The 21212-nt window shown below is 69.2% G+C and carries 29 protein-coding genes; all 29 read right to left on the bottom strand.

The window, feature by feature from the left end:
- Positions 1–56: 56 nt before the first annotated feature.
- Positions 57–185 carry a hypothetical protein gene (locus R5W23_RS05275; RefSeq protein ID WP_261187657.1) on the bottom strand — a complete coding sequence of 43 codons (129 nt, stop codon included), beginning with the start codon at positions 183–185 and terminating at the stop codon, positions 57–59.
- A 106-nt stretch (positions 186–291) separates the two neighbouring features.
- Positions 292–741 carry a hypothetical protein gene (locus R5W23_RS05280; protein ID WP_320685422.1) on the bottom strand — a complete coding sequence of 150 codons (450 nt, stop codon included), beginning with the start codon at positions 739–741 and terminating at the stop codon, positions 292–294.
- A gap of 85 nt (positions 742–826) precedes the next feature.
- The gene (locus tag R5W23_RS05285) at positions 827–1255 is read right to left on the bottom strand and encodes a hypothetical protein (RefSeq protein ID WP_320685423.1); all 429 of its coding nucleotides are present in this window, start codon (positions 1253–1255) and stop codon (positions 827–829) included.
- Positions 1256–1492: 237 nt separating this feature from the next.
- Positions 1493–1780: a hypothetical protein gene (locus R5W23_RS05290; RefSeq protein WP_320685424.1), complete on the bottom strand. Its 288-nt coding sequence runs from the start codon at positions 1778–1780 to the stop codon at positions 1493–1495.
- Between the two features lie 78 nt (positions 1781–1858).
- The gene (locus tag R5W23_RS05295) at positions 1859–2278 is read right to left on the bottom strand and encodes a hypothetical protein (RefSeq protein WP_261187661.1); all 420 of its coding nucleotides are present in this window, start codon (positions 2276–2278) and stop codon (positions 1859–1861) included.
- Between the two features lie 88 nt (positions 2279–2366).
- A complete protein-coding gene (locus tag R5W23_RS05300; RefSeq protein WP_320685425.1) occupies positions 2367–2771 on the bottom strand; it encodes a hypothetical protein in 405 nt (134 codons plus the stop codon).
- 209 nt (positions 2772–2980) lie between these two features.
- On the bottom strand, positions 2981–3559 hold the full coding sequence (locus R5W23_RS05305; RefSeq protein WP_320685426.1) for an SMI1/KNR4 family protein: 579 nt from the start codon (positions 3557–3559) through the stop codon (positions 2981–2983).
- Positions 3560–3688: 129 nt separating this feature from the next.
- Positions 3689–4177, bottom strand: a complete 489-nt coding sequence (locus tag R5W23_RS05310; protein WP_320685427.1) for a hypothetical protein — start codon at positions 4175–4177, stop codon at positions 3689–3691.
- Between the two features lie 83 nt (positions 4178–4260).
- Positions 4261–4599, bottom strand: coding sequence for a hypothetical protein (locus R5W23_RS05315; RefSeq protein WP_320685428.1), 339 nt, complete (start codon positions 4597–4599; stop codon positions 4261–4263).
- Positions 4600–4718: 119 nt separating this feature from the next.
- Entirely contained in the window at positions 4719–5768 is a 1050-nt protein-coding gene (locus R5W23_RS05320; RefSeq protein ID WP_320685429.1) for a hypothetical protein, read from the bottom strand.
- Positions 5769–6404: 636 nt separating this feature from the next.
- The gene (locus R5W23_RS05325) at positions 6405–7052 is read right to left on the bottom strand and encodes a HEAT repeat domain-containing protein (RefSeq protein WP_320685430.1); all 648 of its coding nucleotides are present in this window, start codon (positions 7050–7052) and stop codon (positions 6405–6407) included.
- 122 nt (positions 7053–7174) lie between these two features.
- A complete protein-coding gene (locus R5W23_RS05330; RefSeq protein WP_320685431.1) occupies positions 7175–7597 on the bottom strand; it encodes a hypothetical protein in 423 nt (140 codons plus the stop codon).
- Between the two features lie 24 nt (positions 7598–7621).
- Positions 7622–8191 (bottom strand): hypothetical protein, encoded by a 570-nt coding sequence (locus R5W23_RS05335; RefSeq protein WP_320685433.1) that lies wholly within the window; start codon positions 8189–8191, stop codon positions 7622–7624.
- Between the two features lie 283 nt (positions 8192–8474).
- A complete protein-coding gene (locus tag R5W23_RS05340; protein WP_320685434.1) occupies positions 8475–8936 on the bottom strand; it encodes a hypothetical protein in 462 nt (153 codons plus the stop codon).
- A gap of 618 nt (positions 8937–9554) precedes the next feature.
- Complete coding sequence (locus R5W23_RS05345) at positions 9555–11549, bottom strand: methyl-accepting chemotaxis protein (RefSeq protein ID WP_320685435.1); 1995 nt, start codon at positions 11547–11549, stop codon at positions 9555–9557.
- Positions 11550–11962: 413 nt separating this feature from the next.
- A complete protein-coding gene (locus tag R5W23_RS05350) occupies positions 11963–12304 on the bottom strand; it encodes a hypothetical protein (protein WP_320685436.1) in 342 nt (113 codons plus the stop codon).
- Positions 12305–12374: 70 nt separating this feature from the next.
- The gene (locus R5W23_RS05355) at positions 12375–12986 is read right to left on the bottom strand and encodes a hypothetical protein (RefSeq protein ID WP_320685437.1); all 612 of its coding nucleotides are present in this window, start codon (positions 12984–12986) and stop codon (positions 12375–12377) included.
- 110 nt (positions 12987–13096) lie between these two features.
- Positions 13097–13723: an SMI1/KNR4 family protein gene (locus R5W23_RS05360; protein ID WP_320685439.1), complete on the bottom strand. Its 627-nt coding sequence runs from the start codon at positions 13721–13723 to the stop codon at positions 13097–13099.
- A gap of 68 nt (positions 13724–13791) precedes the next feature.
- Positions 13792–14190, bottom strand: a complete 399-nt coding sequence (locus tag R5W23_RS05365) for a hypothetical protein (protein WP_320685440.1) — start codon at positions 14188–14190, stop codon at positions 13792–13794.
- A gap of 121 nt (positions 14191–14311) precedes the next feature.
- The gene (locus R5W23_RS05370; RefSeq protein WP_320685441.1) at positions 14312–14998 is read right to left on the bottom strand and encodes a hypothetical protein; all 687 of its coding nucleotides are present in this window, start codon (positions 14996–14998) and stop codon (positions 14312–14314) included.
- Positions 14999–15084: 86 nt separating this feature from the next.
- A complete protein-coding gene (locus R5W23_RS05375; RefSeq protein ID WP_320685442.1) occupies positions 15085–15624 on the bottom strand; it encodes a hypothetical protein in 540 nt (179 codons plus the stop codon).
- 74 nt (positions 15625–15698) lie between these two features.
- On the bottom strand, positions 15699–16157 hold the full coding sequence (locus tag R5W23_RS05380) for a hypothetical protein (protein ID WP_320685443.1): 459 nt from the start codon (positions 16155–16157) through the stop codon (positions 15699–15701).
- Positions 16158–16266: 109 nt separating this feature from the next.
- Positions 16267–17469 carry an ankyrin repeat domain-containing protein gene (locus R5W23_RS05385; RefSeq protein ID WP_320685444.1) on the bottom strand — a complete coding sequence of 401 codons (1203 nt, stop codon included), beginning with the start codon at positions 17467–17469 and terminating at the stop codon, positions 16267–16269.
- Positions 17470–17585: 116 nt separating this feature from the next.
- On the bottom strand, positions 17586–17822 hold the full coding sequence (locus R5W23_RS05390; protein WP_320685445.1) for a hypothetical protein: 237 nt from the start codon (positions 17820–17822) through the stop codon (positions 17586–17588).
- Positions 17823–18016: 194 nt separating this feature from the next.
- A complete protein-coding gene (locus R5W23_RS05395) occupies positions 18017–18316 on the bottom strand; it encodes a hypothetical protein (protein WP_320685446.1) in 300 nt (99 codons plus the stop codon).
- A gap of 118 nt (positions 18317–18434) precedes the next feature.
- Positions 18435–18812, bottom strand: a complete 378-nt coding sequence (locus R5W23_RS05400; protein WP_320685447.1) for a hypothetical protein — start codon at positions 18810–18812, stop codon at positions 18435–18437.
- A 150-nt stretch (positions 18813–18962) separates the two neighbouring features.
- Positions 18963–19469, bottom strand: coding sequence for a DUF7674 family protein (locus R5W23_RS05405; RefSeq protein WP_320685448.1), 507 nt, complete (start codon positions 19467–19469; stop codon positions 18963–18965).
- A 126-nt stretch (positions 19470–19595) separates the two neighbouring features.
- On the bottom strand, positions 19596–20078 hold the full coding sequence (locus tag R5W23_RS05410) for a hypothetical protein (protein ID WP_320685449.1): 483 nt from the start codon (positions 20076–20078) through the stop codon (positions 19596–19598).
- A gap of 178 nt (positions 20079–20256) precedes the next feature.
- A complete protein-coding gene (locus tag R5W23_RS05415; protein WP_320685450.1) occupies positions 20257–21135 on the bottom strand; it encodes a HEAT repeat domain-containing protein in 879 nt (292 codons plus the stop codon).
- Between the last annotated feature and the right edge of the window lie 77 nt (positions 21136–21212).

A 21212-nucleotide genomic window follows, 5' to 3' on the forward strand; every position in this document is an offset into this window, starting at 1 on the left:
AGTGGGGCCTCGACCGAGGCCACGCCGTCGCGGTCCGTGACGGCGGTCGTCGTGCCTCAGACGAACCCGCACCCGCGTATCCGCACCCGCTGCCCGGCCCCCGGACGGCCGTCGCGCCGGCGGACGACCACCGTCAGCGTGCCCTTGAGGAGCACGTCATCTTCCAGCGGTGAATTGTCGCCCATCGTTTGCTCCTCCGCCGAACATTCCGTTCACCGGCCCGCCGCCCCCGGTGAGTGACAAAGACAGGCACGGGGAACAATTCACGCGGCCGGTGCCGGCCGTTGACCGCTACCGGGGGCGGGTGGCACCCGCGGGCGACACGGCGTCTGGTTGGGCGCCCGCGCGGCCGCCGAGCGGCCAGTGCGCCACCGCGAACAACAGGAAGGCGTACCCGCCGAGTGCGGCCAGCGGGTGGAGCGCCCGGAACGTCTCACCGGTGTCCGAGTGCGTGGACTCGCTGGTCAGCCCGGCCGCTGATCCGAATCCGAGCAGGGCCGCGCTGCCGACCACGGTAACGGCGGCCCACGCCGGGCTGGACCGCCACAGCCGCCCGAGTGGGGTCAGGCGCAGGAGCCGCCCGGCCAGCGATCCCAGCCCGACAACCGCAGCGCTGGCGACCGCCCCACACGCCGGCAGCACCGCCATGTCTGGAAAGCCGTCGTACCCGCCCCACACGATGGCGGCGGCGACGTACACGCCCGCGCCAAGCACCCACGCCGCCAGCAGAAGCCGACGCATCTCAAGCGCCTCCGGTGACCGAACGAACCGTCCACCGGCCAGGGCCACCATCCGACACGAAACGCCGCGAGCTGTGGAAATCTGATCACGTGCCGCGAGCCGGTTCGCGGTCGTGCTGCGGCGGCCGGTCGCCCACGCGGAGTTCGTCCATGCCCCACACGCCCCGGCCGAACGAGCAGCAGTAGGCCGCCGCACCGGCCGCCCGGATCGCCAGCACCTGCTGTCCCTCGCCGACGTAGGACAGCGTAACCGGCTGGCCGACCAGCGGCGACCACAGGGGCCACGCCGAAACGTCGCGGTCCACCTCCGGGGCACCGGCGCAGAAGCTGTGCGGCGCGAACTCCACGTGGTAGCCGTCCCCGTCCGCCCCCCACGCCCAGGCGATGAACACCCGCGAGCCGTCGGTCATCTCGAGTCGCAGTTGCCGGCCCAGTTCGGCATCCGCGCCGGAGTGCGCATCGAGCCACTCGGCCTCGTGGGAGAACAACTCGTAGTACACCCGCGCCAGCACCACCCGAGTGCCCCGCCGTTTGGCCCGCCGCCCACCTGCACCGCCACGGCCCCGCGGGCGCCGGGTTCGGCGCGCCTTCAGATGCCCAGCACCGACACCGCCGGGCGCTCGGCGCATCGGTCCCGCACCAGCACCGCGTACCGGAAAACGTACCGCCGCCAGCAGCCGCCCGCCAGAGGCTCGAACCAGCGGAACAGTCGCGGCAGCAGGAGGACCGCCGCCGCCCGCTCGACCGCGCGCTTAGCCTTCCATCGGGTGCCACGCGAAGCCGGGCTGAACCGCCGGCACCGGCTCGGCGGCCAGTTCCTCGATCTCCTCGAAAACCACCCGTGCCTGCCCGGACGGCGTGTAGCCCGGCGGCGGTGCCAACTTCGGGTCGGCCTTGAGTACCTGGAGGGCGGCGACCTCGGCGGCTTCCGGGGCCGCGGCCTCGACGAACCGGGTGACGTAGAACCCGACCGGCCCGGTCTCACCGACGATCTCGCCGGGGAAGCCTTCACCCCGAATGAAACAGCGGAACCACGCCATTCCCGCCCTCCACGGCTCGGGGGCAGATGCCCCCGAGTAACAAACGCGCCCGCACCACTACCGGCCGTGCGGTACAAATCAGCCCGCGGTGTCCTGCGCCGCGCCGGGTTCGCCCGCACCGAGCCGCGACTCGAAGTCGGCCAGGCACGTGTCCGCGCGACGGAGGGCGGCCCGCAGCCGCTGCGCCGCTCGGTTCCCGCGCCGCTCCGGCCGCAGCCCCGGCCAGTTGGGGGCGTGTCGGACCACCTGCTCCCAGACCGGGCGGAACCCGTCCCGCTCTTCCCCGAGCGTGAGCGCCCGGCGGTAAGCGAGGAGGCAGCGGTACGCGCCCGCCAAGCGGACCAACTTCCCGTCCGCCGTTCCGGGGCCGGGGAACTCGTCCGGCCACCATAGCCCGCCGGACATCAGGTCGTAACTGCCGCGGGCGGCCGGGTCGAACGGCATCCGGTCGAGGACGGCGAGGGCGGCCGTGGAGAACAGTGGGAGCCCTTCCGCCATCGGTGCGCCTCGTGTTACCGAACGAACAAACAGCTCGCCGACGCCGCCGCGCCGCCGGCCGCGTTGCGTCACACACCAGACGGAGGTGTCAGGTGCGCTCCGGGTTCGGCGCGACGCCCTCCTCCCCCGCTCCTGACGGCACCACGACCGCCTTAGCCGGCGCGGACAGGACCAGCACCACACACCCGACAAACACCAGCACGAACCAGTTGGCCACGCAGTACATGGCCCCGGACAGGGCGTTGTTGAACCGCCACTCGCGCCCCTCGGTCTGCCGGTCCAGAGCGTCCACCCAGGACAAGCCCGCCATTGCCGCGGAGCCCGCGACCGCTACCAGCCCGGCGGCCGTCCGTTGACGGCCGCCCCCGGCCGCCAGAGCTCCGCCCGCCGCGTGCGGGCCGACCAGCAACAACTTGCCGACCGGCCCCGCGGTGCCGAGGTCCGCCAGCCCGTACACCCCGGCGGCGCCACACGCCAGGGCGAATAACCACAACCACGGCCCGATACGTCGTAACACCGTCACCGCCGTGGCCCTCAACGTCGAACATCGAACTCACCGGCTCGGCTGCGACACCCCAGCCGATGACACGAACCGGAGAGCGCTGGAAAGCAGACCACATGGCCGGGGCCGGGGCCGCGCCGGGGTTGGGCGTTGAGGACCGCGGAGGTGCCAACGACCGAACAGCAGGACGAAACTCGGCCCTAAAAGCGCTCGTATGGCATCGTGTGAGACGGCGGCCGAGGTGGCGAATCATCCCCATCATCGTCCTCGTCGGTGCCGCCCCAAGTGGCCGGATCATATCCCCTGTGAACCCAATGCAGCCAGTCCTCGAACGACTCGCAGATCGGCTCCGGGCCGCAGCCGCGAGGGATCTGGTAGACGCGGTATTCCGCAGCCGCAGGGCCGGTTACCTCTCCCGTGTGGAAAGCAAAGGTCCGCGCCCCCTCGTCTATTCCGAAGATGATGGCTTGGCAAAGGAAGTCGTTCGGTAGCACATCTTCGGCCGCATCGGGCGACCGCCAGAACCGAGTGGCGTCGATAACCGAGTCCGCCCAGTGCGGCTCAGGCGTGTCTGCGGGTAGCAGGCGGAACAACTCTGGTAGTGTGTGCAGCCGACCGCCGAGGCCGAACCGCCGTGCGAAAGCACGGTAGCCAGCAGGTAGCGGAGAGCCGAGCAGCCGTTCGGCGGCGTCGAGATCGGTGTCCGCATCCGGCGGAGGAGCGGCTTTCACGCGGAGGATGGGGCGGATCCAGTCGAACCGTTCCGCGTCGTTTGCCATTAGCGTGTCCTCGTCCGCGAACTCCGGCGCCGAACGCACCGCTCGCCCGCACCGCCGTCACCGGACGAGCGGCGCGTCACAGGTCGTGTGGCGGTGCCCGGTGCCGCGTTGGGTTCGGCCGGCCTTTACTCACGCTTGCTCAGCGGCAACCGGCGCATCCGTGACGGGACCGAACACCCGCTCCCAAACGGCGTTCCAGACCACATCGTCGTAGGCACGCGGCAACTCACGGTTCAGGATCGGGAGCTGACCGCGACGGATGATGTACTCCTTGATGGCCTCGGCCTCCCAATCTTCTGCTTGTCCTTTGCTGGGGGCCGCCCGAACGCTGTATTGCAAGCGGCAGCCCGGGTGAACCTCTTGGAGCCGGGTGAACTGACAAAGGTAGCGGTACATGTTGCCCGCTGAGTGGCCGTAGCACCGCTCGACGCCGCTGATGATCTGCAACCGGCGTCGCTCGAAAGAGCCGGCCTCACCGATGTCAATGATGCCCGACGGGTCGGGGCCGCCCAGAAGCGTCGGGATCGGGATTGGTTGCCCGTTGGCATCTGCCAACCGAAGCCGATAGACGGCCGGCCCCTCGCAACCGGATTCATGCTGAAGCTCGAACCACTCCACGGTGCGCCCTCCCGTTGCCGAACTGACACCTCACCCGCACCACCTCACCGGACGAGCGGCGCGCTCCGAACCGCACGGCGGTGTCAGCCGCGGCGCGACCGCCTCACGCTGACGTTTAGCATGACTTCCCGGCTGCGGGGCTCGCCGACCGTCCGCAACACCTGGACCCGCAACCGCTCAACGTCCGCCGGTGTGGGCACCTCTCCCATCAGGTAGATACCGCCGCTGGAGCGCTCACACAGTTCGATGCCCGCGAACGCCGGATCGGCCTTCAGAATGGGAGCGACGGCCTCCCGCTCCTCCAGATAGCGCAGGTGGTACGCCTTCCGAGTGCCGCCCAACAGACCGGCCATCAACCCGCACCCGAAGCACATGCCGAGCACGAGTCCGGTGCCGGCGATCAGCCACACACGCCGCCACACCGCGCCGCCCTCCCTCGCCGAGCAATAAGCCCACCGGCCCGGTGGCATCGGAGGGCTACGAAGCTACGGTAACGAATCACGCCGCCGGGTCCGGTGCGCTCCGGGTTCGGCGCGATGACCTACGCCCTGGCCAGCACGCACCGCTTCCCAATCGCCCTCTCCGCGTTGGCCCGAACCTCCTCGGCGATGCGGACGGCCAAATCTTCCGGCAACTGGCCCTCGACGATGATCTCGATCTCGCTGACGCCCTCCGTGACCGACACCGGGACGCCTTCGACCCGGAACCGGATCTGGTTCCACTCGCTGCACGGCTCCGGTGTGTGTGCGGTGACCGTCGGATAAAGTGCCTCTCGTCCGGCGCTGTGCTCCAGTACGAACCACCGCCGGTCTTCCTGGCGGACGACGAACTGCAACCAGTTCCGGTTGGTTAACCGCCTCCACACCCCGGATCGGGTGTCGAGCGCGAACTCCTCGACGTTCCGCCGGTGCTGCTCCTTGCCGTCCCGCTCCTCAACGACCTTGCCGCCGCGGATGGTGATTACCCCGTCGGAGTTAACGTCGGCCTCGTGCTCGAACACCCACCCCGGTGCCTCCCCCGCGGTGGGCACCGGCGAGATCCGGTAGTCGGCCAGGTCGAGAGCGTAGACCGGCGTGTGGCCGGGCCGCCGCTCGTCCCGGTAGCCGAGGCACCCGACGACGATGAGGCGGTCGCCGACGAGGCTCGCGGTGTGAAAGTCGGTCGGCGGGAACACCTCCTTTGGGTACCCGTAAATCTCGATCCGGCCGTCCGGACCGAACACCACCACGTCGTTGTAGATGCAGAAGTCCGGGTCGTAGGAGTCCTCGTGCTCGCCACCGACACAGACCACCCGGCCGTCGGGCAGGTCGGTGCGCGTCTGCCCCATGCGGTCGAACGTCCAGATCGGCCCGTCGTCGCGGTTGAGCGGCACCTGGAACCGGTCGCGGGCGCGGTACGGGCCGTAGCCGGACTTGAGGACGCCGGCCCGCATCATCAGGCCGAACTCGCCGAGCACGCACCCCGCGTCGGCCGGCGGCGTTTCGTCGCCGCGGATCATCCACTCCCAGAACGCGAGCCGCATCCGCTCGGGGTTGGTCGTCCCGAAGCGGGGCCGTCGCTGCTCATCAAAGACTTCGCGGCTGATCTGCATCCGTTGCCTTTCCTGCCGAACCACAAGCTTACCCGCACCGCCCCACCGGACGAGCGGTGCGCCCCGAATCCGCGGGCGGTGTCCGGTGCCGCGCCGGGTTCGGCGTCCGGGCGCTCACCCCACACACACCTTGTACCCCAACGCCGAGGCCGCCCGCTCGACCAGCGGCCGGGCGGGGCCAAGGCGACGCCTGCCACCTCATGCCACACCACCGTCTACCGCATTGCGGACCACACGCGCGGCACTCCCGCAAACAAGCCAGGGTAGTTGGACAATCAAGCTCACGGGCCTGCCGCCAAGATAAACCGTTACATCAACGTTGCGAGGCGGCAGACAGGGCTGCTACAGTACAAAATTAGCACTTCCGGTTGTTAGCGATGCTCTGGACAAAGAGTAACTTGGTGGAAGTCCTGATTGTTGACCAGAAAATGGCGACTGCATTGCGCGCACACAACAACCGATGAGCGGTTTCTGATTGCATCGAGGGAGTTGAGAACGAAATGCATCAGCTCAACATCGGTAGGGCTGATGTTGCCTTCCGTCCCATCCGAGTGACGAATTCGCATGATCTGAATCCTGTTGATGAATGGCAATCTTGCCTGCACCACCGTCACCGGATGAGCGGTGCGTCCCAAATCAACGGTCGGTGTCCGGTGCCACGCCGGGTTCGGCGGAGGCGTCCGACCACCGGCGGAACAGCTCCTCCGCAAGATGTCGCCGCCGGCCCGGGTCCGGCCACTCCGCCATGCGGTACAGACCGCTACCCGCATGGGTGCGTGCCTCGTGGGCGCCAAGGATATCGTCCAAGGCGGTGGCCGCACACGAACTGGGCGAGTGCCCGTGGATGTCGTGCTCGTTGTCCGCTCCGAGCACGGCCAACAGGTCGGGGATCGCGGCCGGGTTGCCGATCCCACCCAAGGCGTAGGCGGCCGTGCCGCGCACTTGCGGGTCCGGGTCGGACCGCATCACCCGGACGAGGGCGGGCACGGCCCGCGCGTCCCCGAAGTCGTGCAGGCACCCGCTGGCGTGCCAGCGGACGACCGGATCCGGGTCGGCCAGCATCCCGGTCACGGCCGGGATCGCCTGCGGCGCATCGAGGAACAGCATCCCGGTAATGGCGTCGCAGCGGACCTGAGCGTCAACGGACACGAGCCGGCCGACCAGCAGGGGGAACACCGCATCGACGCCGGCGGCCCGCATCGCGGCGATCGCTCGATCCCGGCAACCGTCGTCGCCAAAGGTCGGGCGGCCGATCGCGGCCAGCCACTCGTCCAATTGCTCCACGCCGCGAAGCCCGTGGGTTGTCGAACAATAAGCTCACCTGCACCGCCATCACCAGACGAGCGGCGCGTCACAAATCAGCCGGCGGTGCCCGGTGCCGCGCCGGGTTCAGTTACCGGAGGGCGCTACCCTCTTCGCTTGACAACGGGGCAGCCGAGCAGTGATGGCAACTCTCGCTCCAACGCGCTCACCAACGGCGACGCCTCTGCCGCCCAGAACAGCGACACGTCGGTAGTCGCGCCCGCCAGCGCACCAGTGAGGAACGCCCACTCGCCGGCGTCCCTGATCTCGTGAACCTGAGTGACGTTGACACCAACCACAGGGCCGCGGGCCTCGCCCCACGACCACTCGCCGCACCAGTTCCGCTGACCGTCGTACTCGAACGCAGGCAGCCCCAGCGCCCCGCCCCGCCAACCCGCGAGCAACTCGCAGGCCCGATCGAGGTTACACCCGGCCACCGCGAAGTGACGGGCGGATGTGTACCGGGGATCGCTCCCAATCGCCTCCACGCCGCGAAGCCCTCCCTTGCCGAACAAGCTCACCGGCACCGCCATCACCGGATGAGCCGCGCGTCACAAATCAGCCGCCGGTGCCCGTGCTGCGTCGGGTTCGGCCTGCTGTGGCCATCGAGAGCGGTCGGCCCACGCCCACATAAGCGCCCAAGCCGCCTCGTGTAGCACACAGGCCAGTTCCCGCCACGGAAGCTCGGCAACGAACACCTGTCCCAACTCGGACGGGTCGTGGTGGTTCGCCCGCCAGAACGAGAACGGGAGGAACGCCGTGTCGCCCTCGCGGAAGTAGTGCATGCTCACGTTGTCGGCCGTCGGCCCCCAGTCCATAAACCGGTAGTCGAGGTACTGGCCGTTGTCTGTCACCGCGTCCGCGCACAGCCGGCGGTGGTTGTCGGCAGGAGACAGTTCCGGAAAGGGACGGCCGACCCCGCGGTATTGTGGCCCGTCGAGTAGCGCCCTGACGGATCGCTCCAGTTCGCCTGCGAAGTGCGGGACGTATGCGTGATTGTCGTCGCAGGTGAGCCGCCGGCCGGCCGCGTACACATCGACTACGCGAACGGCATCCCCGTTGCCCCAGAAGCTGCCCAGGGTGATCGCGAACCGTGACAGGTGCCCGAACGAGTTCCACACGACGTACCTCCCGCTCACCCGCCGCGGGGAGCGCAACCGTGACCTCAATCGCGGCACTTCACCCGGTCGGGGTCGCGCGGGGTTCGGCCCCGTTACCCCTTCCCGAGCGACACATTCGCCACCCCTCACCCGATCGGTGGTGCGTCACACCGAATCCGGTTGATCGGTATCCAGGCCGTCTTCTGTAGCCGGCCTCTGTGAGGCCGGTGGTATACGGGTGGTGTCGCACCGGCCTCACAGAGGCCGGCTACAGAAGACCGTTACTCTTCAATCGGATTCGGTATCACTCCGCCTCGGCAGCGCCGGCCCGAAGGACGTCCGCCCGACCAGGCGCCGGCGGGTTGGGCCGGGGCGCGCGAGATCCGGCCCCGGCGGCGTCCGGCCCCGGGTCGTCCCACCCGCCGGGACCGCGGGGCGCCGACCCGCTCGACCGCAGGAGTATCCGACGGTTGTTCTCGTTCGCGCACCGCATCGCCAGCGCCGCGACGGCCAGCACGCCCGCGGCGATACCGGGCCGGGCGTCCGGAACCGCCGCCGCCGTGACCGCCGCCGCCACTCCCGCCGGGAGCAGGGCGCGGCGGGCCGCCACCATCTTCCGGACGTACCACGGGGTGGAGGCCCCCAGGGCGTCGTTCACCCGCTTCAGGGACGGCCATTCGGCCCCGGCGACCCGCACCAGCCATACCCAGCCGATGACCGCGCACCCGCACAGCAGGAACTCGGCCGACATGAACCACGCTGCCATCAGTGCGCCTCCGGAGGCCGAACAACACGTTCACCGGCACCGCACGCCGCGGCCGGTCCGATAAACAACCTACGGGTCACCGTCCGGTGCCGCGGCAGCGCGGCGCGGGCACCGGGCCGCGAACGTGACTCGTGCCCACCGCGGCAGCCGCGCAATTTCCTCTTCGGCCGGGACTGTCGGTTTGCTCACGAGACCCTTCAGTTGGGGAGTGACGTGGTGATTGTCGCACGCCCACCTGTGGACGACAAGGAAGAAGCTGAGACGGTCAACGGCGGGGCGACGGTACTGAAACGAAGCGGCCCCGGGAGTGATCCCGAGGCCGCTTCCGGTTGCAGACCACCTCGCCGAGCGGTCAATAGCGCCACCCGGTGACGAGGGCGTAGGCCGAAACGTTCGCGTGGAACATGTGTTGCCGCCGTCACGGGTTAAGGCGCGTGTACTCTGCGGATACCTCCCGCGACCGCATCAGCCGGTGCGACCGCCTGCTACTGAGCGGGCGCGGCGCCGGCCTCTGCCCGACCGGCCGGCACAAGGTGCGAGTCCGCCGGTGCTTTCGGACCTACATCCTCGGACGCTTCCGAATCACGTCGATCGACTTCAGCGCGGTCGGATCAAGAGTTAAAACTCCGTGAACCCGTCCCCGCCCACGGAATCCAGTTCGTGGCGGCCGCCGTGCCCGTTTGAGCTGTGGCGCGTGTGCCCGACCGCTCGGGCGACCGCCGGGCGCGGTTTCGGGGCACTCACCGGGCGTCCGGCCCGGGTCGCGCTGGGGCGGTAGGCCGCCCCGCCCAGCTTGAATCTCGCAACCAGATCCCGGAGCTGGCCGGCTTGGTCGGTGAGGGCCTGGGCGGTGGCGCTCATCTCCTCGGTCTGGGAGGCGCTCCGCTGGGTGACGGAGTCCATCTGGGAGACCGCTTTGTTCACCTGCTCGATGCCGGCGGACTGCTCTTTACTGGCGGCGGCCATCTCGGTGACGATGTCGGTCACCCGCTTGACGCTGGTGACGATCTCGGACAGCGTGTCGCCCGATTTGTTCACCAGTTCACTGCCCGCGTCCACCTTCCTCACCGAGTCCTGGATCAGGCTCTTGATCTCCTTCGCCGCCGTGGCACTCCGCTGGGCCAGGTTCCGCACCTCCGTCGCCACCACCGCGAACCCGCGCCCCTGCTCGCCCGCCCGCGCCGCCTCCACCGCCGCGTTGAGGGCCAGCAGGTTGGTCTGGAACGCGATCTCGTCGATCGTCGTGATGATCTCCGCGATCTTCTTGCTGGACGCGTTGATCTCGCCCATCGCCTCGACCGCGCCGCTCACCACCTGACCGCCCCGCTCGGCCACCTCCTTGGACCCGCTGGCCAGATGCCGGGCCTGCTGCGCGTTATCCGCGCTCTGCTTCACCGTCGCCGTGATCTCCTGGAGCGCGCTGGCTGTTTCTTCCAAACTCGACGCCTGCTCCTGCGCACCCGACGAGATATCCTCGCTGGCGTTGGACAGTTGCCCGGACGCTTCGGCCAGTTGCTCGGCCACCTCCCGCACCCCCTCCAGGGCGGTCCGCATGCTCACAACCGACTCGTTCAGGGATCGCGCCATCTGGCCCACGTTGTCGCTGCCCAGGTCCGGGATCGACACGGTGAAGTCGCCCGTCGCCAGCGCCGCCACCCCGGTCTGCACGGCCGCCACCTTGCGTGCCAGTTCGGCCGCCGCGGCCGACTCGCGGTCCGCATGGGCTCGGGCGGCGGCGGCTTCGCGCTCGGTCCGCTCGCGCGCCACGGCCGCCTCCCGCTCGGCGCGCTCGCGGTCCGCCCGGACCTGCCGCTGTTCGGCCTCCTTGGCCGCGACGAGCGCCGCGATGGCCGTGTTCAGGGCCGCCGCCATCCGCCCGAGTTCGTCCCGCGTGCCGATCTGCACGCGCTGGGCGAGGTCACCGGCCGCCACCCCTTCCAGTACGGTTACGCACCGGTTCAGTGGCCCGGTAATGACGACGGCGATGAGGTACCCGATCGCGAGGCCGCCGAGCAGACCGGCCGCGGTGACGCCGAGCAGCACCTGGCGGGCCCCCCGGTACGTCTCGACGTTCTCCTGGTACCCGACCCGAGCCGCTTGCACCTTGTTCTCCGCGAGCTCCCGCATGGTCGCGATGATCTTGTCCGCCAGTCCCACCGTGCCTTTGAGGTGCTCGACCGCCTCCTGGTTCTTGTCGGCCGCGCTCAGGGCCACGACCCTCTTGACGCCCTCCGCGTACTCGGGCAGCAGCCGTTTGGCCTCGGCCATCTTCTGCTTCCCGTCCGGGGTGACCAGCGTGGGCTCCGCGGCGTCCAGCATGGCCGCGCACCGGGCCAGGCTCTCGTTCATCCCGGCCGCGGCCTTCTGCTTGTCCTCCGGAGTGGCCGCCAGCACGACCGCCCGAACGGACCGCCCGACGAGGGCGATTGACGTGTTGGCCTCGTCGATCGCGTGCATCCCCTTGAGGTGCTTCTCGTAAAGGGTGGCCGTGCTCGCGTCCATCGCCCCCATACCGGAGATGGCGCAGTAGCCCATTACGGCCATCATGCCCGACAGAGTGGCGAAGCCGATGAGCAGCTTCCTCATCGTGCTGAGGTCCAGAAACCATTTCATTGCAATAAGCCTGGTAGGAGGCGTGCGGGGATCCGTCGTCAGTAAGGGCGTGCAATGGGGCGTCAGCACACGGCCGGCACGGGCCGGCGCCGCGCGAGCAAAGCTGCTGGGCATTATCGTGCGCGGCAGCGACGCATTTTCTTACGGCTTCAGGTGATGCGACCGGTCATATGGGGCGGGCGACGGTCGCCCCGATCGCGCGAATTGTACGGCACCCATAATCAAGCCATCAACACGCATATTCTAGCATGTACGCGGCGACTAACCGCTCTGAATGGCACTCGTACCCTTGGACGCACTCTCCTCGGATCATAATTCGCTCGCTGCTCGTCCGCTCGCGGTTATCAAATTCAGCTTGGCGCAAAGGCCGCGGCCCCGGGAGTGATCCCGGGGCCGCGGCCTTTGCTGCGCGCTCACTTGTCGTCTGGCCCGGCGCGGCGGTGAGCCGCGCCGGGTTCGGCGGGCGTTTGCGGTTGCCGGCCGCCGCGCCCGGCGTAGGTCAGGAGCGCGCCACCCAATAAGGCGCCGAGGGTGTGGGTCATAAACACCGACACCTCGTGTGCCCGCATAGCCTGCCACCGCCGCTCCGTCACCTCCGTGTACCGCCCGTGTTCCCCGACGTAGTACCGGCCCTCGACTCGCTTGCCGTTCGCGGTGCTCCCGCCGATTTTCGAGGTGTGGACGAGGAACGCCGCGAAGTTGACCAGCGTTATGGTTACCAGGGTGCCGCCAATCCGCCCGGCCCAGAGCCTCATGTCCGCGACCTCCTGCGGCCCGACAACAAGTTCGCTTGCACCGCACGCCGCGGCCGGCCCGACAAACAACCTACGGGTCGCGATCCGGTGCCGCGGCGGGTTCTGCCGGCCCCTTGGCCCGTTGGACCGCCCGCCGAGCTTCCCGGAACGCGGCAACCGCGTCCGAGATGCCGGCCGCCGGCTCGTCCCCTGCTGGCTCGTCCCCCGTCGGCCCGTGGCTCGCCGCAACCGGTCGCCGGCCCCGGCCGAGCAGGTGCCACAGCGCGACGCAGGACACCGCGCTCACCCCGAGCCCGGTCGGCGCCCCCGGGGACCCTGTTGCCACAACCGCGAACGGGAACAACCGGAGATCGAACACCACGCCCCGGAACCCGTCCGGTCGGGCGATCACGGTCGGACTGATGTCCGGGCCGAACCAGATCCCGCATGTGACCGGGACGGACCAGACGCGGGGAAGTTGAACGAGGAACACCGCGGCCGACAGGATCCGGCCGGCCCGGGCGCACCGCCAGAGCAAGACGCCGGCCAGAGCGGCGACCAGGTACGCCACGACGAGTGCCACCCCGAGCACGAGGGCGGCCGGGGCCGAGTGGGGGCCGAGCGAGGCCACTACCCCGACCGCCCCGACGATGCCACCGAAAACCTCGAACCCGGCAATCGCCTTCCGCCAAGCAGGATTCAACCCGCACCTCCTGCGGCCGAGCAACACGTTCATCGGCACCGCCATCACCGGACGAGCGGCGCGTCACAAGCCAACCGGCGGCGTCCGGCGCCGCATCCGGTTCGGCGTACCTATTCGGGACGCGCCGGACAGGCCTTATCTTCTCCGTCGCCATCGGCGTTCGGCAGTATTACGTTCAGCCAATCCTCGTACCAGCGGAGGAATCGTCGGGGCGGGCCGTCGATCGCCCTCTGATCGCCCTCCCAGGTCGGAGCCTCCGGGTTCCATCCGCCTTCGACCAGCCCGCACCCCCAGACCAACCCGCGATCTTCGCCGGTGATGACCAGGTACACGCTCACCCAGGGGTCTTCAACGGCCGCGAGGAACAAAACGCCGGGCTGATGGTACGGCTCATTGCGCCGAGCATCAATGAACCGCCCCTCATCCTCTTGGTACATGCGGAACGAGAACGGGAACGGCCGGTCCAGATCGGACGTTGGAGACCGCTCCGCAGATTCGGTGAGCGTCTTCAGACCTTCGCCCGGCCCCATTCCACCGTTACCCACTTCGAGTAGGAATGTGCGGTACTCCTCCGGAAGCGTGATGCGGTGCTTCTCTTCAAACGCGACCACCTCCGACTCACGCAGAGGTGGGTTGAGGCGCAGGTCGCACCGGATGGGGCAACGGGACGCGGGCAGGGGTGCCTCATGAGCAACCCGGGCGACTTTGCTTTTGATCCTCGCTAGCGCGGACCGCATGTGCCCTCCAGTGGCCGAACATCAAGCTCGCTTGCACCGCCATCACCGGATGAGCGGCGCGTCCCCGATCAGCCGGCGGCGCCCGATGCCACATCCGCGGCCCACCGCCGCACCACGCCCTCGTAAACCGGACGCAGGGCCGCCACGAACGCGGCCTCGGACGCGAAGAACGCCTCGGCCGCCGTCCGGACGAGCGGTTCGTGGTCCAGCGCCCCCGCCCAGAGCAGCTCCCGCACCCGGGGGCCGTATTCCGCCGCGACCCACGCGTGGCCGCCGTTGTCGATCGCACACATCAGCCGGCACAAAACGGCGACCGCCGCCCCGACCCGCTCGAACGGGGCCAGACCCGGAGCGGCGGCCACGGCGAACGGGTCGAACTCGCCGTGCTCCACGCCGTCACCGAAGTCGCCCCCGTGGTCGGCGATGTCGGCGTACATGCGGCGGATCTGTGTGACCAGGCCCGGCACCGTGCCCCTCCCCCTGGCACCGACCGACCGCCGATACATTACGATCCCTCCCCGCTACCTTCTGGTGGCGCACATCACGCTCACCTGTACCGCCAGGAGGCAGGCCGTGACGCCTTCCGAATCAGCGGGCGGTGTCCGGTGCGGCGCCCGGTTCGGCCGGACTGGCCTCCCCACACAGTTGTTTGAAAAAAGTCTGGTCGTCCTCGCTGGCACGCGACGCTTCATCCTCGCACCCGCGCAACTCCTCTCGCGCCGCGGCCAACTGGCCCACATCCAGCAGGAACCGAATGTGGAGCAGCCGGATGCTCAGCGTCGGCAGGCCGTGCGCCCGCGCGATCTCTTCGGCCCGCCGGTACAGCGCGCTGCGTTGTGCGTCGCTCGCCGCTTCGTGGGGCACATCCTTCAGCTCCCAAAACCACCCCTCGCGCTCGTCTGCGTCGCCGCTGACGGCCTCGCGCCCGCACGCCTGCAACTCCTCCAGTGCGGCCGCCGGTTCGCCCAGTTTTACAAGGACCGGGGCGAACGATGTCCGGATGCTCAGCGTCGGCAGGCCGTGCGCCTCCGCGATTTCGACCGCCCGCCGGTACAGTACGGCCCGCTCGGCAGCAGCTTCCGTGTAGTCGGCGGCCGTCTCGAGCAGCACCGGGTGGTCGCCGTGCCGCGCCCGCAGGGCGGCCAGCCGCTCAAGCAGTTCGAGCCGAAGGGACTCTGCGAGCGCGTCGTCCTTGTACGAACTGGCGTTGAGGATCGAGTCGGCGAGATCCTCCAGGGGGTCCCACTCTGCGCTTGTAAATGGGAACGCTTCCACGACATCACCCCGAGCGGCCGAACAATGAGCCCACCGGCCCGGCCGCGGTGTGCGGCCGACGCACCACGCACGCAACGGAAAACGAATCACGCGGCCGGGTCCGGTGCGGCAGTGGAGGGCTCGTTACCGACGACGTACCGCTTGAAGTAGTCGTAATAACGGCGCACATACGGGCTCGCCAAGTTCAGCCGGCCCTCTGCCTGAGCCCACCACTCCCCGACCCCAATCCTCCGCACCAGTTTGGCGTACTCCCGGTACTCGCGCGGGGTCTTGCCGGCGACCAACATTGCAATAACCCGTCGGCGAATCCGCTCCTGCTGCTCTGGGGTGAGGGCCGCGCGCCGCAGCGCTCGCGCGGTGTTGGATTTCAGCAGCCTACCGAACGGAAAGGGCGAATCCTCTTCGATAAACGCGATGCCGAGTTCAACACAGGCGGCGTCCCCGCGCCCGATCCCTTCGATGACGCGCATCATCACCGGGTAGACCCAGCGCTCGCCCGCAGCCGTCACCTCCATCGGGCACAGATCTGCGGGCGGTTCGATCCGGAGACGGCGTGCCAGTTCGGCGTAGCGGGCCAGGAGTGCGGCACGGCTCCAGCGCCCCGACCCGTTGTAGTCGTGCTGCACCAATCGAAGTCCCCTGCGGCCAAACATCAACCTCACCGTTACCGCCGTCACCGGATGAGCGTTGCGCCCCCCAATCAGCCGGCGGCGTCAGGCGCCGCGCCGGGTTCGGCTCGGCTTTCCCCCGCTTCGGCCCACCACGCGGCGAGTTGTGGGGGTGGTTCCTCCCACCCCATCCAACTGCCCCAGTACTCGACCACCCATCGCCCGATCGCCGACCGCTGAGCGCGGGTGAAGGATTGGGGGGCGAACGCACCGCCGATCAGCGCCGCCTCCAATGAGTCGCCCTGCATGCCATTGGACCCGAATGCCGACAGCATGAACGCCGGCAGGTAGTACCGCTGGGCGGTCGGGGTGAGCAGCGGGAACGCGTGGTGGCACTCTCCGGGGAAACCGGCGGCCACTTCCGGCCACGGCTGCCCCCCGAGCACCACGTCGGCCGCGTCGCACTCCGGGCACCGAGGCTCAGTGATCGGACGCGGAGGTAGGGGTGCGTCCGGAAACGCTTCTCGCAACTGCCGCAACAGTGACTGCACGCCGGTGGCCTCCGCTCGCCGAACAACCCGCTCACCCGCCACCATCGGATGAGCGATGCGCCCGAAATCAGATGGCGGTGCCGGGGGCCACGCCGGGCTCGGCTCGATGCTACTCCTTGCCAAGCACCAAGTCCACCACCCAGCACCCGCGCACGTGCGGCCCCTCACTGCGGCAGTGGTCGAGGATGTCCGCCGAGTCACACCCGGCGTCTTGCAGCGCGTCTGCCAGGATCGGCATCGCGGAGAAGTCGTGCGACTCGTACATCTGCCGGGCGAGGGCGACAGCGGTGCCGGTGCGCCACAACGACAAAAACGTGAACGGGCGGAACGGGTTCCCAATGATCTCGGGCAGTTTCTCGCACCGCAAGATGTTGGCGTACTCCGCACGATCCGGATCGTCAGGTGCGCAATAGTCGGCGTTCAACACACCCCAGCAACCGGCCAACGCCGCCCAAGCGTCCTCATGTGCAAGTTGGGCGAGGTAGTGGTAGGCGTAGCACTCAACCGCGGATCGTTTTGGCAGATTACGGTCGTGTTCGAGCTTCGCGATTCGAATCTCGCTTGCGCTCACCTGCCCCTCGACGTATCGCTGGACGCACGCCACAAGTTTCCCGCAGGCAAGTTCCCACTCCGACCGAGGCTCACCTCGGAGCTCGCGATAGGTAAACGGGTCCTTCCACCAGCTTAATGCGATAAGGCGAAGCTTGCGGCTACTCGGACGAGAGGCGAATGAGCCAAGAATTTCGAGCGCGTCTGAAGAGGTAAACGTGCGAACCATTACGACTCCGCCCCCTTGCATGCCCCGTAACGCGCCGAACCGCCGCAGCACCTCCAGTTTGTCCGGCTCCCCCGGTTGGTTGTCGCACGGATCATGGCGTGGCACGACGTCCAGCGCGGTGCAACCGAGCTGATCCGGTACGTTTGGGTCCGCCCCTAACTCCAGCAACCGGAGCAGCACCCGCGCGCCGCCCCTCTCCGTGGCGTGTATCCAGACCGGCGTGCGGCCTCGGTTGTCTTGGCGGTTGAGGTCGGCTCCGCGGCGGACTAAAATGTCGGCGATCTGCGGTGAGCGGGCGAGGTGCAGCGGGGTGACGCCCACATCGTTCTGCCCATCCACGTCGGCCCCGGCGTCGAGGAGCAACTCGGTCATCTCAAGCGCGTGAACGCACCCGACAGCCCCGTGCAGTGGGAGGAACCCCATACACCCCCGCACGTTCGCCTGCGCCGGATCTTCGGCAAGGATCGCACGAACCCGGTCCAACTGCCCGAATTGAGCGGCGCGACAAATCTCAGGTATTTCGCCGGTGCTCATCCATGTGCCTCCGGTTGGCGCACAATCAGCCCCCCGGCACCGCCACCACCGGCCGTGCCCGGCGCCCCGAATCAGCCGGCGGTGCCCGGCGCCACGCCGGGCTCGGTCTCGGCGACCTACGGCCCGGTCAGCAGTTTCACCAGAGCCATCAGCGCGACCACGAACGTGACACCGACGATCACGACCCACATATACGCCCGCTGTGCCCGGACGGCCCCTCTCTGGAGGGCGACTGATTTATTCTGAAGTTCGAACGATTCCTCAGGAACCCGCCGCCGGTAGGCCAACTCCTCCCGCTGCGCGTCACGGATCTCGGTCAGCAGACGGATGATCTGTTGCTCGGCTTCGCTCACGCGGGTCGCCCTCTCGCACCGAACATGAATCCTACCTGCGCCGCCCCACCGGACGAGCGAGGTGTCCCGAATCCGATGGCGGCGTCCGGTGCCGCCCCGGGTCCGGCTTCCACCACCATGTGGGACGACCCGGCCGCCGAACCCGCGGGGGAACTCGGTGGGGTTACCCCGCGCTACCTGGTTCGGCTTCACCGCTACTCCACCGCCGGCAACCCGTGAACTTCCCGCAGCTCCCCCCAGCCGACCGTGCGGACCGACCCGTCGTCGTCGACCACGTAGCCTGGCGCGAACCCGAACCCGGTGTCCGGGTGGCGGCGGGGCCGGATGCGCTCGGCCGCGTAGTTGAAGTACCAGCCGCCGGGCACCCGCACCCCGTCCGGCTCGCACCACCGCCGGCCGCGCGGCGGGCGGAACCCGGCGACATGCCGACGCGCGACAGCCAGCACCCATTCCGGGACGCCTGACCGCGTCCGTGTGTCAGGTGGTCCGCCCATCCGCCGCGCCTCCGCTTGCCGAACTTGCAGCTCACCTGCGCCGCCCCACCGGATGAGCGGTGCGTCCCGAATCCGATGGCGGCGTCCGCTGCCGCCCCGGGTCCGGCGGCGGACGGCACTACCACTGCCCCGAGGCGGACAGCAGCAGGGACACCTGACCCGGCGCCTCGGCCAGCCACTGATGGCCGTCGGCGCCGGCCGCGAACGGCTCGATGAGCCCGGCCACGTTGTCCCACGTGTCGGCCGTGAGCCTGTACTCGAACGCCGCCGGCCCGACCCGCACGACGGCCCGGTCCCGGCCTCGCAGCCGGAACACCAACTCGCACCCGCCGACCGGGGCGACGCCCGGCAGTTCGTGAACCGCCACCCGCTCGAGTTGGCCGGCCGCCAGGGCCGAGGCCGCCGCCCCGAGCGCGGCGGCCTCGGCCGGAACGAAGTCGAACAGCCGGATCAGCGGGCAGTCGGGTGATCCCTCTGGCAGGTACTCCAACCGCACGCCACGACCTCCGCGGCCCGGCGGCTTCCGAGCCGAACAACCCGCTCGCCGGCCCGGCCGCGACACCCGCAGCCACCAGTGTAAACGGGTGAGCGGTGCAAAACAGGACACGCGGCCGGTGCCGGTGCCGGGCCGGGTTCGACGCCTGGGCTACCCGCGACGGTACACGTGCTGTACGACCCGCCGCAGTTCGGGGTCTTGGATGGTGGTCGGATCGACCACCGGGGTCGGCCCGGGCGTCGGCTCCAACAGCCCTGCCGCCTTGAGCACCCCGACGTTGTGCCAGAGCACGTATAGTTCGTCCCACGCGGCGGCCGACTCCGGCCCGAGGAACGGCCGGAACTGCTCCGGCTCGGTGCCGCCCGCGTGCAGGTTGAGGTTCTGCAAGTCCTCCAGCAGCCCGACGATGGCGGCCTCTCGGACGTAGTGCTCGCCCTCCGCCTGGAGCCGCTCGACCGCCCCGAAGATGGCCGGAAAGTCCGCCGCCTCGCCCCGCTCCAGCATCCCGATCAGGTGGCGGGCGAACTCCGCCAGGGCGAGGTACAGCGGTCGGTCGTCGGCCGGCTCCGCCCACTCGGCCAGCCACGCCTCCCAGGTCGGGCGGAACGACGGGCAGGCGTCGAGCAACACCCCCATCATGTCGCACTTCGTGATCATCGGTCGTGTGCCCCCTGTCGCCGAACAACCCGCCCACCGGCTCAGCCGTGATACGAACCCGCAAGGGGCAAGGAGGAACAGACCACGTGCAGGGAGGGGCCAGTGCGGCGCCGGGTTCGGCGTGCCCTACTCCTCGGTGACCTCAACGGTCGGGTACTCGGCCCCGACGTGGGCACCCGGGCAGCGGCTCAGCACCACCTCTCGGGACCACAGGCACTCGAGGCTATAGACGGGGTGGATGGAGTTCTGAAACAGGTTGTCCCCGATCCCGTCGGACCACTGCCCCATCGTGTACTCGACCAGCGCCCGCAACTCGGCCGGCGCGAGCGGCCGGGGCGACCGGTACTCGGTCGTGGCGGTCAGTAACGGTTCGCCGGGGCGGTGACCGAAGGTGATGCCCCCGCCGGGCTCGAGCACCGCAGCCAGTTCCAACTCCTCCGGCGTCGGGTGGAGGCCGCCCGGCCCGAGGTAGTCGGTGAACGTCTCGTCGTCGGCGACGAGGCCGTCGAGCGTGCGCAGGATGTCGGGGTCGGTCACCACCTGCCACGGGTCCTCGTGCGGCCCCGGGGAGCAGACGCAAGCATACCCACGGATCGCGATTCGGAACACGTCACGCCCTCCGCTCGCCGAACAACCCGCTCACCCGCCACGATCGGATGAGCGGTGCAACCCCGAATCAGCCGGCGGCGTCAGTTGCCGCGCCGGGTGCGGCGGCGACGGGGGCACCTGTGAGCCGTTACTCGTGGAGCGGATCTGCTGCCGAGCAGAACACGGTCTGCCAGGGGCCTCATCGCTTCTCTCGTTTGGTGATCCGCTGGATCGCGTTCTCGGCCGCGCCCTTCACATTGAGCGCGCCGGTGTACCGGTCATCCTTGGCCAATTTCTCCAACGCCGGCAGTGCCTTGCGGGTCCCGAACTTGGCCAGCGCCCCGCACGCCTGCACCTGGCGCCAGTTGTTATCCCCACCGAGCGCCTCGATCAGCCGGAGTTCGGCCTCGCCGTTGCCCAGGTACCCGAGTGCGTTCGCCGCATCGCCAGCGATCCGATAATCGTCGCTCTTGAGCAGTTCCAGAAGCGGCCCCAGCGCGCGGGCGTCTCCCGAGTTGCCGAGGGCGAGCATCGTCTCGGCGAAGAACTCCGACTTGCCCTTCTCGCGCCCCGCCAACTCACGAGGCGGCTTGTCCTTCAGCCCGGCCAGCAGGGTGGGGACCAGCTCCTCATGCGGGCGGAGGAAGGCCAGCCACGTGCCCCAGAGGTAGTCCCCCTCTTTCAACTCCCGGAGGACGGCTTGGGGTTTCAGCGCGGCATCGACCTCGCGCTGGAGCTTACGGAACCCCTCCCCGCCGGGAGCAGGGCCGACCAGGTACTTGATGACGTTGGCCGCCTGCCGCCGGCTGTGCCCCTCCCACAACTCCCTGGCCGCGGCTTGTTGCTGATGCGGCTCGCCCTTCTCCAGCAGCTTCGCGAGCGCCTCTTCCTCGGCGTCGGACGTGCCATAGCAACCGAACTGCAACACCGGCGGGTTCAGATGTTGCCAGGAGAATCGGGGGCGCTCCCGCTCGCCCGAGGGGCTCTTCGGGTCGGGCACCTGCGCCCTCACGGCGCCGGGGGCGGTGACGCAGCAGGTGAACAACAGCGCGATCCGCATGAGCGATGGCCTGGGCACGTTACGACCTCCGCGGCTGTGGCCGAACATCCCACTCACCGGCCGCGCACGCCGTGACCGGTGACGGGAACAACTTA

The organism is Gemmata algarum, assembly GCF_034097035.1.
GTDB classification, from domain to species: Bacteria; Planctomycetota; Planctomycetia; order Gemmatales; family Gemmataceae; genus Gemmata; species Gemmata algarum.